The 12,228-nt window shown below is 57.2% G+C and carries 11 protein-coding genes; 6 read left to right on the plus strand and 5 right to left on the minus strand.

The genetic code is table 11. The features are described 5' to 3' along the window. The first annotated feature begins 66 nt into the window (after positions 1-66). From AC6I8E_RS21680 to AC6I8E_RS21690, 3 genes are read left to right on the plus strand one after another with little or no spacing between them, the layout of a single operon-like run. The gene (locus tag AC6I8E_RS21680; RefSeq protein WP_497824826.1) at positions 67-1,155 is read left to right on the plus strand and encodes an efflux RND transporter periplasmic adaptor subunit; all 1,089 of its coding nucleotides are present in this window, start codon (positions 67-69) and stop codon (positions 1,153-1,155) included. Next, a complete protein-coding gene (locus AC6I8E_RS21685) occupies positions 1,155-4,217 on the plus strand; it encodes an efflux RND transporter permease subunit (RefSeq protein ID WP_497824827.1) in 3,063 nt (1,020 codons plus the stop codon). The genes AC6I8E_RS21680 and AC6I8E_RS21685 overlap by 1 nt, the downstream gene beginning before the upstream one ends. Beyond that, positions 4,210-5,175, plus strand: coding sequence for an acyltransferase family protein (locus AC6I8E_RS21690; protein ID WP_095707965.1), 966 nt, complete (start codon positions 4,210-4,212; stop codon positions 5,173-5,175). Before AC6I8E_RS21685 ends, AC6I8E_RS21690 begins: the two co-directional genes overlap by 8 nt. Here AC6I8E_RS21690 and AC6I8E_RS21695 read toward each other — a convergent pair. The 3 genes from AC6I8E_RS21695 to AC6I8E_RS21705 all read right to left on the minus strand — a co-directional run bounded on the left by AC6I8E_RS21695 (position 5,125) and on the right by AC6I8E_RS21705 (position 6,967). After that, positions 5,125-5,853, minus strand: coding sequence for a DJ-1/PfpI family protein (locus tag AC6I8E_RS21695; RefSeq protein WP_095707964.1), 729 nt, complete (start codon positions 5,851-5,853; stop codon positions 5,125-5,127). The genes AC6I8E_RS21690 and AC6I8E_RS21695 overlap by 51 nt on opposite strands. A gap of 125 nt (positions 5,854-5,978) precedes the next feature. Next, entirely contained in the window at positions 5,979-6,302 is a 324-nt protein-coding gene (locus AC6I8E_RS21700) for an AzlD domain-containing protein (protein WP_033784885.1), read from the minus strand. Then, positions 6,299-6,967, minus strand: a complete 669-nt coding sequence (locus AC6I8E_RS21705) for an AzlC family ABC transporter permease (RefSeq protein ID WP_201251454.1) — start codon at positions 6,965-6,967, stop codon at positions 6,299-6,301. The genes AC6I8E_RS21700 and AC6I8E_RS21705 overlap by 4 nt, the downstream gene beginning before the upstream one ends. A 111-nt stretch (positions 6,968-7,078) precedes the next feature. Between AC6I8E_RS21705 and AC6I8E_RS21710 the strand changes: the two genes are divergently transcribed. Continuing rightward, positions 7,079-7,627: a helix-turn-helix domain-containing protein gene (locus AC6I8E_RS21710; RefSeq protein WP_497824828.1), complete on the plus strand. Its 549-nt coding sequence runs from the start codon at positions 7,079-7,081 to the stop codon at positions 7,625-7,627. On the opposite strand, the gene AC6I8E_RS21715 is transcribed toward AC6I8E_RS21710, so the two are convergent. Further along, a complete protein-coding gene (locus AC6I8E_RS21715) occupies positions 7,628-7,966 on the minus strand; it encodes an ASCH domain-containing protein (protein ID WP_497824829.1) in 339 nt (112 codons plus the stop codon). A 122-nt stretch (positions 7,967-8,088) separates the two neighbouring features. Here AC6I8E_RS21715 and zigA point away from each other — a divergent pair, with 122 nt between their 5' ends. Further along, complete coding sequence (zigA, locus tag AC6I8E_RS21720) at positions 8,089-9,318, plus strand: zinc metallochaperone GTPase ZigA (protein WP_497824830.1); 1,230 nt, start codon at positions 8,089-8,091, stop codon at positions 9,316-9,318. A 93-nt stretch (positions 9,319-9,411) separates the two neighbouring features. Further along, positions 9,412-10,590 (plus strand): NAD(P)/FAD-dependent oxidoreductase, encoded by a 1,179-nt coding sequence (locus AC6I8E_RS21725; RefSeq protein ID WP_377798345.1) that lies wholly within the window; start codon positions 9,412-9,414, stop codon positions 10,588-10,590. A gap of 3 nt (positions 10,591-10,593) precedes the next feature. Here AC6I8E_RS21725 and AC6I8E_RS21730 read toward each other — a convergent pair whose 3' ends face one another. After that, positions 10,594-11,964 carry an aldehyde dehydrogenase family protein gene (locus tag AC6I8E_RS21730; RefSeq protein ID WP_370422673.1) on the minus strand — a complete coding sequence of 457 codons (1,371 nt, stop codon included), beginning with the start codon at positions 11,962-11,964 and terminating at the stop codon, positions 10,594-10,596. Positions 11,965-12,228: the final 264 nt, after the last annotated feature.

Here is a 12,228-nt window from a genome sequence, read left to right on the forward strand (position 1 = left end):
ACCAGGCTAATGACGCCTTAACGCTTATTAAACCGCAGTGAAATAGCTGATGTTAAGGCGAATAAAATGATTAAACGCAAGGTTATTCCCGTTTTTTTCTGTTGCTTATTTATGACAGCGTGCGATGAAAAAAAAGAACCGGACGCGCCACCTCCTCGTGTAATAAAAGTTTTTACCCTTGAGCCGGACATTGCGCAGAATATCCGGGTATTTCCTGCACGTATTCAGGCCGGAGACAATACCGACCTTGCTTTTAAAAGGGCGGGCCAGCTGGTACAGCTGGATATACGTGACGGAACGCCCGTGAAAGCGGGGCAAATTCTTGCCACCCTGAACGACGCGGATGCGAAACTGCGGGTACGCGATCGTCTGACGGCGCTGCAGCTGGCGGAGCGGCAATTTCAGCGCTTTAACACGCTGGCCCAGCGCAGCGCCGTTTCAAAATCGGAAATGGATGTGCAGCGTGCTAACCGCGATGCCGCCGCTACCGCACTGAAAATTGCGCAGGAAGAGTTGCAGTTTCTGACCCTGCGCGCGCCGTTTGATGGCGTGATTGCCAGAGTGCAGGCGCGTAATCATCAGGTGGTGGCCGCAGGACAGCCGATTGCGCTGCTGACCCGGGCCGATTTGCTCGACGTGATCTTCACGCTGCCGGAAACCCTCTTCACCAGCCTGGACATCCAGAATATTCACTATCAGCCGGAGGTGCAGTTTAACGCCCTGCCCGGTCGCTTTTTCACCGCGCAATACAAAGAGCACACCAGCCAGACCGACGCTGCCACGCTGACGTATCAGATGGTGCTGACCATGCCGCGTCCCGCTGATCTGCCTGGCGTTGCCGGTCTCAGCGGCTCAGTGCGCGTTAAGCTGCATAACCTGCCGAATGCCCCTGCGCAGCCGCGGCTGGTGGTACCGGCGGCTGCGGTGTTCAATCCCGACCGTAGCCCGACTAACCAGCCGCACGTCTGGCTGGTTGAGCAGGATGGCGAGGCGCTGCGCATTAAAGATCGCTCCGTCGAAGTGGGTCGTCTCACCGCGCAGGGTATTGAAATCATCAGCGGGCTGCAGCCTGGCGACCGCATTGTTGCTGCCGGTGTGGGTGAGCTGCGTGACGGTGAAGCGGTGCGCATCTGGCAGCGTGAGCGGGGGTTATAATGCGTATTCAGGAGCACTTCCTTGATAAACCCATTCGCATCTGGATGGTTATTCTGCTGCTGGGCGTGGGCGGTATCTATGCCCTGCTGAACATTGGCCGCCTTGAGGATCCGCTGTTTACCATCAAATCGGCGGTGATTGTCACCCACTATCCTGGTGCGTCAGCCCAGCAGGTCGAAGAAGAGGTGACTCTGCCACTGGAGAATGCGCTGCAACGCCTGCCCTCACTGGACAATGTCACCTCCATTTCAGGCAATGGCCTGTCGCAGATTACCGTCAATATCCATACCCGCTATCTTGCCGATCAGCTGCCGCAAATCTGGGATGAGCTACGCCGTCGCGTCGGCGATGCGGCCCGGCAGTTTCCGCCAGGCGTGCAGGCTCCGCTGGTTAACGACGACTTCGGCGATGTTTATGGCTACTTCTTCGTCATCCACGGCAAAGACTTTACGAACAGCGAACTGCGTAACTATGCCGATCAACTGCGGCGCGATCTCGTTCTGGTGCCCGGCGTGGCGAAAGTCGCGGTAGCGGGCGTTGAGCAGGAGGAGGTCCGCATTGCCCTTTCCGCCAGCAAAATGACCGCCTATGGCATGACGCCGCAGCGCATCGCCGATCTGCTGAACCGGAATAACAGCGTTGCCAGTGCCGGCACGCTGCGGGTCGACAGCGAATCAATCCGTTTTCACCCTACCGGCGAGCTAAAGACACTCGACGACCTGGCGAATCTGCCCATTCTGCCTGCGGGCAGCCCGCAGAACGTGCATCTGCGCGATATCGCCACCCTGACACGTGGCGTGACCGATAATCCTGCCAATATCTACTTTGCCGATGGTGAAGCGGCCCTGGCAATCGGCATTTCATTTGCGCCTGGCGTCAACGTGATTGATGTCGGCGACGCGCTCTCCGCCCGGATAACACACTATCAGCAGGATACCCCCGCCGGGATCAGTCTGAAGGTGTTCTACAACCAGGCGCATGAGGTGAAACAGTCTGTTGATGGCTTTATCCTCAACTTCCTGATGGCGCTGGCGATTGTGGTGGGAACGCTGCTGCTGTTTATGGGCCTGCGCAGCGGCATGGTGATTGCCGCGTCACTGGCACTAAACGTGCTCGGCACGCTACTGATCATGTATCTGTTTAAACTGGAACTGCAGCGGGTGTCGCTGGGCGCGCTGATTATTTCGCTCAGCATGCTGGTGGATAATGCCATCGTCGTTGTCGAAGGGGTGAAGATCGACCACCAGCGCGGACATCCTTTACAGCAGGCGATTTCCCGCATGGTGCGCCGCACTGCCCTGCCCCTGCTGGGTGCCACGGTGATCGCGATACTCGCCTTTGCACCGATTGGCCTGTCGCAGGACTCAACCGGCGAATATTGTAAATCGCTGTTCCAGGTGCTGCTGATTTCCCTGATGCTGAGTTGGGTAACTGCGCTGACGCTGACTCCGGTATTTATCAACTGGAGCGAGAAACGTCGTGGCGCAGCGAAGCCCGCAAAAACTGACATCTCCGATCCTTATCAGGGCATCGTTTTCCGGCGCTATCGTCAGACGCTGAGCGGCCTTTTGCGTTTTCGCTTGATCACCCTGACGGCGATGGTCGCGCTGCTGGCACTATCGCTGTATGGCTTTACCCTTGTGAAACAGAACTTTTTCCCCTCATCCAGCACGCCGGTCTTTTTTACCGATCTCTGGCTACCCTATGGCACCGATATCCACTACACCGCAGATACCGCAGCGGAAATAGCCCGGTTCATTAATCAGGATCCGGACGTTGCGGCGACGGTCACCACCGTGGGCCAGGGCGCACTGCGCTTTACCCTGACCTATGACGCGGCGCGCCAGTACAGCAACTTCGCCCAGATTATGGTGCGGGTTAAGGATGGCCCACTGCTGGATGCGCTGGCGCTGAAAACTGAGAATTATATTCAGCAAAACTTCCCGCAGGTGAATCAGCGCATCAAACGTATTCAGTTTGGCAGCGCCAGTGATAGCGCGATTGCCCTGCGGGTAACCGGCCCGGACCCGGAAGTGCTGCGTCACATCGGCAGCCAGCTGGATGCGATTTTTCTGGCGGATGGCTCGACGTTACCGGTACGCAACGACTGGCAGGAGCGCAGTAAAGTGATCCGCCCGGTTTATTCCGCACTGCGTGGTCAGGAGCTGGGCATTGATAAACGCGATATCGATCAGGCGCTGAGAATGAATTTCAGCGGCGATGCCGTAGGCATTTTCCGGGACGGATCGCGGCTGATGCCGGTGATGCTCTATCCGGCAGATGAAGAGCGGCAGAGTGTTGATCACATCGAAAACATTCAGCTATGGAGCGCTGCCATGCAGCACTTTGTGCCGCTGAGCAATGTGATTTCTGACTTCCGGCTGGAGTGGGAGAATCCGCTGATTATGCGTCGTGACCGTACGCGCGTGCTGACGGTGCAGACAGACCCCGATCCCGCCTCAGGATTAACCTCCGCGCAGGTGGTGGCACGGGTTCAGCCGCAGATCGATCAACTTAAGCTGCCGTCGGGCTACCGGCTTGAGTGGGGTGGCGAGCTGGAGAGCTCACGTGAAGCACAAAGCGGATTGCTGAGTTCGCTGCCGGCAGGCTTCCTGGCCATGTTCATCATTACCGTGCTGATGTTCAACTCGCTGCGTGACGCCGTCGCAATCTGGATTACCGTGCCGCTGGCGATGATTGGTGTCACCTGTGGCTTTTTGATCACCGGTATTCCGTTTGGCTTTATGGCGCTGATTGGACTGCTCAGCCTGTCAGGGATGTTGCTCCGCAACGGGATCGTGCTGATTGAGGAGATCCGACTGTTCCGGCAGGAGAAGCCGTTGCAGCAGGCAATTATTGATGCGGCGACCTCGCGTCTGCGTCCTATCCTGCTGACGGCCTTTACTACCGTACTGGGCCTGCTGCCGCTGCTGCGCGACGTCTTTTTCCAGAGCATGGCGGTGGTGATTATTTTTGGTCTGGGATTCGCGACGGTGCTGACTCTGCTCGTACTGCCGGTGATCTATCGCTGCTTCCACGGACGGGAGGCGCACGGTGAATAAGACCGGGCTGGCAATGCTGAAGACGCTGGCCTGTATCACCGCCGTGTCGTTTTTCACGCTGTATCAGAGTTACGACAGCTATCATTACGACGTTAATCTGACGCTGAATGTGCTGAGTTTTATCTCGACCATTGCCACACCGCTCTATTTTCTGCTTAGCGGCTATCTCGACGCGGGCGAGCTGCACACGCCCGCGTGGCAGCTCGGCAAAATTCGCCGTATTCTGCTGATTTTTATCTTCTGGTTCAGCTTTTTCTGGTTTGCCGGGATGCACCACAAAGGCTACCTGATCCAGCCGTGGTTTGTGATTGCACTGATTGTCATTTACGTCTCGCATCCGCTAATCGACTGGCTGATTCAGCGGCCTGGCGTAATGGCAGCAGGGATTTTGCTGTTGCTGGTGCTGGCCTTTGCTTATGACCTGCTCGCCAGCCTCTATCCGGACCAGCGGGCCTTTTCACTGCTGCCGCAGTACCGAATCTGGACATGGGTACTTTATTACCTCACCGGCCGGCTGATGGCTGCGCCACGTGTGATGCAGTTGCTGACATCACCCAGAGTGATAAAGGTAAGCCTGCTGCTGCTGCCCGCGGTGTATCTCTTTACCTGGCTGTATGAGCGCTATTACTTTATTGCGCGCTTTCTGGCGACCCACAACGACGTAGTGCTGACGGGCTCACAGGTTTATCTGCTGGTGGTGCTGATCGTGATCAGCATTAACGCTATCCGGCTGCCGGAAAAAGCCCAATGGCTGACCACATTTCTGACCACCCTCGGCAAAACCATGACCGGCGTTTATATCCTGCATTACCTGATTTTTGGTGTGCTGGCGGCTGCTATCCGCATTCAGACCCTGGGCGACAAACTGCTGGTCATCGCCCTGACGCTGATCTTCTCAATGGCGCTGTCACTGCTGCTGTTGCGCATCCCCGGCGTCCGTAAGCTGATCAGCCTGTAGTCGCCGCGCGGCATGCTCCGTTGCAGCACGCCGCGTGGCGATGAACTCAGCAATTTTCGCCCGTGCCTGCGCCACCTCCTCGGGCGGCGCGGTCTGCGGCGAGCCGCAGGAAAACGGCGGTTCGGGGTCATATTCCATCTGCAGCTGAACGGCTCGGGCGACGGCGTCCCCGGCGATTTCCGCCACCAGCGTCAGGGCGAAATCGATGCCGGAAGTGACGCCCGCGCCGCTGATACGGTTGCGGTCACGCACCACCCGCTGATTCACCGGCTCCGCGCCCAGCAAAGCCAGTTGGTCGATGGAGCTCCAGTGTGAGGTCGCACGGTACCCTTTCAGCAATCCGGCAGCGCCCAGCACCAGCGAACCGGTACAGACCGACGTTACCCACTGCGCCTGCTCAGCCTGCCGTCGCAGAAAATTCAGCGTTTCCTCATCCGACATCAGGGCAATCTGCCCTGGTCCGCCCGGTACACAGATCACATCCAGTAACGGACAATCGTCAAAGATAGCAGTCGGCAATATCGACAGGCCGCGATCGGAGCGCACCGGCTGACGATCTTTCCAGATCAGATGGCACTCCACGCCGGGCGTGCGTGCAAATACCTCCCACGGGCCGGTTAAATCGAGCTGGGTAACATCGGGGAAAAGTAACAGACCAATCTGTAGCGGACGATTCATGCGTGAACTCCGGCGGGTGATGAGTGACCATCATGCCGTGATGCCCGGTCAGATAGCAATTATGATTGCCGGAGACGCTTTACAGCCTCTCCGGAAGAGAGAGCAGTGGATTGCGTAAAGAAGCCTCAGGCCACGCCGAGAAAACGCAACAGCGCGGTCATTGCTGCCGCCCCCAGAATAATGACAATCAGGGGTGCCCGACGCCATGCCAGTAACAGAGCAAAACCCACGCCTGCCACTCGTGCCACACCGGCAAAATGCTGGCCTTCAAACAGCGTGGTGGTCGCCGCGACGGCCAGTAGCAGCACCGTGGCAGCGTCGGAGAGCATCTGCTGAGTACGCTCACTAATCGGAAGACGGTTTCCCAGCCTAACACCGGCAAAGCGCATCAGATACGTTCCGGCGGCCAGCATGGCAATCCCGGCGATGATCATTCCCTGATGCGTCATTTGCGCGATCTCCATGTCAGCAGGCCCAGCAGCGAGAACAGCACCGGCATGCCCGCCGGAACCAGCGGCGTTGCCAGCAATGAGAGCAGCGCGCCGACGGTGGCAGGGATCCGGGTCCGCCGCTGTCGCAGCGCCGGGAAGATCAGGGCAATCAGGATCGCCGGAAACACCGCATCCAGGCCAATCACCGAGACATCGGGAATAAACTGGCCAACCGCCGCCCCAACCATAACGCTCACCGGCCAGATTAAGCCGATACCGATGCCGCACAGCCAGTAGGCGCTGCGACGCTGGGCCAGCTGTGGTTGTGAGATACCAAACACCACGCTTTCATCATTCATGATGTGACAGCCAAACCAGCCCTGAGGCCCCTTTCCAACCAGATCTTTGACCGCAATGCCAAAAGGCAGATGACGCGCATTCACCAGCAGGCCCGCGGCGGCGGCGGTAAAAGGACTACCGCCACCGGCCACGATGCCGATAAACAGAAACTCAGACGCGCCTGCCAGCACCAGCGTTGATAGCGCCAGCGGCACCCAGAGCGGAAACCCATCGGCGGAGGCCAGCGAGCCATAGGATAAACCGACAATTCCATCGGCCAGGCAGACCAGAAAAATCGCTTTGATCACCCCTTTGTCCAGCAACTGCATTTGCGGAAAAAGCATCACTCTGTCTCATAATGAACGTATAATCCGATATAATGAACACCTCAACATCGTTTTACAAGACGAACAAAGCGTTCGGTATAAAAAACTTTTCGTTTATCAGGAGTGCGTTTGAATACCCCTATCAGCATCATTGCCAATGCCTTAGTGCGTGAACGTCAGCGATCCGGCCTGTCACTGGCTGAAGTCGCGCGTCGCGCCGGTATCGCCAAATCAACGCTCTCACAGCTGGAGGCGGGTAATGGCAATCCGGGCATTGAGACGCTGTGGTCACTGTGCGTGACGCTGAATATTCCGTTTTCACGCCTGCTGGAGCCGGATGCGCGTCGTCTGCAGGTGATCCGCCGTGGAGAAGGTCTGACGGTGACTGCCGCTCTGGCAGACTATCAGGCGGTTTTGCTGGCATCCTGCCCGCCCGGGGTCCGGCGTGATATCTATCTGCTGGAGGTTCAGCCTGGCAGTGAGCGCATTTCACAGCCCCATATTCCCAATACGATTGAGCATATTATTATTGCTAAAGGCCGGGCGCTGGTGGGTCCGGTAGACAGCGCGGTGGAGCTGGATGTGGGTGATTACATTACCTATCCGGGCGACGAGCTGCATATCTTTCGGGCGCTGGAAGCCGATACGCTGGCGCTGCTGGTGATAGAGCACAGCTAGTTACCGCTCATCAAGTTTCTGCCGGGTTTCTGCGGGTGTGAGGTGTGTGATCAGTTGCACCTCACAGCTCAATCTGATCGCCGGATAGTGCTCGCGCATCCCCTCCAGCAGCACCGCATCCGGCCATTCGTGCTCTTTCCCCAGTTTGGCAGCGACCTCGTTTAAGCGCAGTGTGTCGATCCGCGTCACCCAGACGATCACCGTGTCGGCTTCATCCTGCTGATTGACCAGCCTCAGCGGGCCGGTGGCGATATCGCCCTCCTGCCAGCGTATCGTGGAGGTTTTCTCGCCGCGTCTGACAACGGGCATCAGACGCGGAACCAGTGTAAGTTGCTGCATTTCCTCTCCTTTTTTTAAACCCACTTTGAGAACTGCCACAAAACCAGAAATCCGGATTGAAAACAGTGTTATCAATGTTATGTTATAACATAATTATTTAACCTCATCTGACAGGTAACAGTATGACAATCTCTTCTCTGATATCCGGCGATCCACGTCTGCCGGTTGCCGTTCTCTCCGGTTTTCTGGGTGCCGGTAAAACCACGCTGCTCAATCATATTCTGAATAACCGTGAAGGACGACGGATCGCAGTCATCGTCAATGACATGTCTGAAATCAACATTGATGCGGCCCTGGTGCGCAACGGCGACGCACAACTGTCACGCACTGATGAAAAGCTGGTCGAGATGAGTAACGGCTGCATCTGCTGCACGCTGCGTGAAGATCTGCTGCTGGAGGTGAAACGTCTGGCGCAGGCTGGCCGCTTCGATCATCTGGTCATTGAATCGACCGGCATTTCTGAACCCCTGCCGGTGGCTGAAACTTTTACGTTTGAAGACGAAGCGGGTGAAAGCCTTTCAGCCTATGCCCGGCTGGATAGCATGATTACCGTGGTGGATGGCTTTAACTTCCTGCGCGACTACCGTTCAGTCGATGATCTTCAGTCTCGCGGCGAGTCGCTGGGCGAGCAGGATGAACGATCGGTGGTGGATCTGCTGGTGGATCAGATTGAGTTCTGTGATTTGCTGGTGCTGAACAAAACGGATCTGCTCAGCCCGGCGGAGCTCCATCAGCTACAGGGTATGCTGCGTGCGCTCAACCCACACGCTCGTATGGTGAACAGCGAATTCGGGCAGGTTTCGCTGGACTGTCTGCTGAATACCGGCCGGTTTGATTTTGACCGGGCCGCGCAGGCCCCTGGCTGGCTGCAGACCCTGCGCGGTGAGCATCAGCCGGAATCAGAGGAGTATGGCATTCGCAGCGTTGTCTATCGCGCGCGTCGTCCTTTCCATCCTCAGCGTTTCTGGGAGGTTGTAAACCACCAGCTCGACGGCGTGATTCGCTCAAAAGGTTACTTCTGGCTGGCCACCCGGCCTGAATTTGCGGCAATGTGGTCGCAGGCGGGCGCAGTAGCACGCCAGGGTTACGCCGGGCGCTGGTGGGTCAGCATGCCGCGTGACAACTGGCCACAGGATGCAGATTCGCTCAATTTCATCGCTGAGCAGTGGCAGGAAGGCACCGGCGATGCGCGTCAGGAGCTGGTATTTATCGGCATAGATATGGATGAGCAGCACATTATTGCCGCGCTGGATCACGCGCTGCTGACGCCTCATGAGATGGCGGCAGGGCCGGAGCACTGGGTTACACTGGACGATCCGGTGCCTGCCTGGTTTGATGAGATGACCGCCTGACGCAACGGTTGACCGCACACTGTCGCTCCGCAATAGTAAAACGTCCCGGCGGGTGGCCATCACCCGCTGATTTCTGTTCAGGAGAAGCCGGATATGCCACAACGTATCGCTGTTATCGGTGCAGGCGTGCTAGGTTTAGCCGTCGCGCAGTCATTGTCCCGCCGGGGCGCACAGGTCACTGTGTTCGACAAAAGCTTGCCTGGCAGTGGCACCAGCCAGATTAGCTACGCCTGGGTCAATGCCAACGGCAAAGAACCCGGCCACTATCATGAACTCAATGCCCAGGCGATAAACGAGCACAGGCGATGGCAGGCGAACCACCGTGCATGGCCCCGCTGGCTGCTTGAAACCGGCTCGCTGGAGTGGGCAGCCGATGAATCATCCCTGCGCCAGCTAACGCAGCGCGCAGCAAAGCTTGCTACGCTCGATTACCCCGTTGAGAAGCGTAGCCGCGCTGCGTTACTGGGTGCCCTGCCCGGACTGCGGCTCGATCCCCGCATTCAGCACGCGTGGTTTTTCCCTTCGGAGTGCCTGCTTTATCCCAGCCTGTTCATCGCTTCTCTGCTTGCCGACCTGCGCGCCAGTGGCGGTCAGCTGGTCTGCAACAATGAGGTGACCACGCTGACTGAATCAGGTCGGGATGTGCATCTGACGCTGGCCAGTGGTGATGAGTGGCACGGGGATCAGCTGGTGCTGGCAACCGGTCGCTGGGCACCTGAGCTGATCAGCCAGTGTGGACTTGAACTGGCGATGACCGATGCGAACCGCGCCGATCCTGTTGCCTGCAGTTTTCTGGCGCAGACACAGCCCTTGCCGATCCCGCTTAACTGCAATCTCATTACCCCGGAACTGAATGTGCGGCCGGATGGCGGAGGACGCCTGATGCTGCAGGCACTGGATCTTGACCAGCATGCCGATCCGTCACGCCCCGCTTCTCCGGATGGGCTGACTGGCAAAGAGATGCTGCGTCGGTTGCGTCGACTGTTTAACCATGCGGAAGGGGCAAGAATTGAGCGGATTGAAACAGGACAGCGATCGCGTCCGGCAGATGGATTGCCCGCACTGGGCTACATCCGTGACTCAGCACGCGTTTATCTGATGGTCAGCCATAGTGGCATGACCCTTGCCCCGTTACTGGGCAGACTGGTGGCTGAGGAGATGCTGAGCGGTACACCTTCACCGATGCTGAGTAGGTTTACCCCGCATCGGTTGCTGCGTCCGCTCAGTGAGGTCGTTAAAACCGCGCCTGCCTATCTTCCGGCAGCGCAGTAAAAACTAGCGGCGGTTCTTCCAAACGGTTTGCACATTACAGAATTCGTGGACACCAAAATGTGACAGCTCACGACCATAGCCGCTTTTCTTCACGCCGCCGATGGTCACCCGCGGATCGGATGCGCCGTTGCCATTTATAAATACGGCACCGACTTCCAGCTGCAGTGCCAGCCGATCGGCAGTTTCTTCGTTACCGCTCCAGACAGTAGCACTGAGGCCAAATTCGCTGTCGTTAGCGATCTCCAGTGCATGCTGCGGATCCCGCGCGACGGCAATAGCCGCGACCGGACCAAACAGCTCCTGCTTAAACGCGGTCATGGTGCTTGTAACATCAGCGAGAATAGTTGGTGCATAGTAGTTACCCTGCCCTGCCACCTTCTCACCACCCAGCACCAGCCGCGCACCTTCACTAAGGGTCGCTTTTACCTGTCCGTCGAGTTCGTCGCGCAGATCGGCGCGTGCCATCGGACCCAGGAAGGTATTTTCATCCAGCGGATCGCCCATTTTCAGTGCCTGTACCGCTGCAGTGAAGCGTTTTTCAAACTCTTCCGCGATGGGGGCTTCCACAATAAAACGTTTAGCCGCCATGCAGACCTGTCCGGTATTCTGGAAACGTCCGATTACGGCAGATTTCACGGCTTCATCAAGATCGGCATCGGCCAGCACGATAAAGGGATCGGATCCACCCAGCTCCAGCACCGTTTTCTTAAGCGCTGCACCCGCCTGTGCTGCGATTGCCGCACCCGCCCGCACGCTGCCGGTTACCGCGACGGCCGCAATGCGGTCATCTTTAATCGCGACTGATACACCGTCGTTGTCGACGTTGATCAGGTTAAAGCCACCTGATGGCAGATCGGTTGCTGTGAAAAGCTCAGCCATCAGTGTGGCGCTTCCCATGACGTTAGGGGCGTGTTTCAGCAGATAGGTGTTACCTGCCAGCAACATGCTGACTGCGCCCCGCAGAACCTGCCACAGGGGGAAATTCCATGGCATGACAGCCAGGATCACCCCGACAGGACGGAATCGCTGCCACGCATCGGCAATCTGAGTGGGCTGATCGGCCAGCATCGCCGGTCCATGTTCTGCATACCAGTCGCATAAATTTGCACATTTCAGTACTTCAGCGCGAGCCTGTGCAATGGGCTTACCCATCTCCAGCGTAATCATGCGCGAAAGATCCTGCTCTCTCAGACGGATCTGTTCGCCGAGCTGACGCAATACGCGCACTCGGTCACTCATACTGCTGCGCTGCCATGCTGCAAAAGCGGAAGCGCTTTCTGCCAGCGTCTTTTCCAGTTCGGTGCTGTTCTGCAGAGGATAGCGTGCCAGAATTTCGCCTGTTGCAGGGTTACGTGATACGGCATGTTCAGTCATGGTGCTGTTTTCCTCATTCGTTCAGTGATTGAGAAACGATACGCGCTGTAGTTAATGATGAAAAATGAATAATAGTGAGGAAGTTGTTTATCAATTGAGAATGTCTGAATTGCAAAGACGGTATACAGCAAGCGCGAAGGACTCTGGAGATGATGATGCGATCACGCCACCTGTCCGTGAGTCTGAAACTGATGCCTGATAACCAGTTATCCACTTATACAGTGACACGATCCTAAAAAACGATCCTTAATAGATCATAGAGAG

The organism is Pantoea sp. X-Soil-YNGN-785, from assembly GCF_059730585.1.

Excerpts from the sequence above, each read along its gene's own strand:
- AC6I8E_RS21680 (WP_497824826.1), top strand. The coding sequence starts at position 67 with ATGATTAAACGCAAGGTTATTCCCGTTTTTTTCTGTTGCTTATTTATG.
- AC6I8E_RS21685 (WP_497824827.1), top strand. The coding sequence starts at position 1,155 with ATGCGTATTCAGGAGCACTTCCTTGATAAACCCATTCGCATCTGGATG.
- AC6I8E_RS21695 (WP_095707964.1), bottom strand. The coding sequence starts at position 5,853 with ATGAATCGTCCGCTACAGATTGGTCTGTTACTTTTCCCCGATGTTACC.
- AC6I8E_RS21700 (WP_033784885.1), bottom strand. The coding sequence starts at position 6,302 with ATGACGCATCAGGGAATGATCATCGCCGGGATTGCCATGCTGGCCGCC.
- AC6I8E_RS21705 (WP_201251454.1), bottom strand. The coding sequence starts at position 6,967 with ATGCTTTTTCCGCAAATGCAGTTGCTGGACAAAGGGGTGATCAAAGCG.
- AC6I8E_RS21715 (WP_497824829.1), bottom strand. The coding sequence starts at position 7,966 with ATGCAGCAACTTACACTGGTTCCGCGTCTGATGCCCGTTGTCAGACGC.
- zigA (WP_497824830.1), top strand. The coding sequence starts at position 8,089 with ATGACAATCTCTTCTCTGATATCCGGCGATCCACGTCTGCCGGTTGCC.
- AC6I8E_RS21725 (WP_377798345.1), top strand. The coding sequence starts at position 9,412 with ATGCCACAACGTATCGCTGTTATCGGTGCAGGCGTGCTAGGTTTAGCC.
- AC6I8E_RS21730 (WP_370422673.1), bottom strand. The coding sequence starts at position 11,964 with ATGACTGAACATGCCGTATCACGTAACCCTGCAACAGGCGAAATTCTG.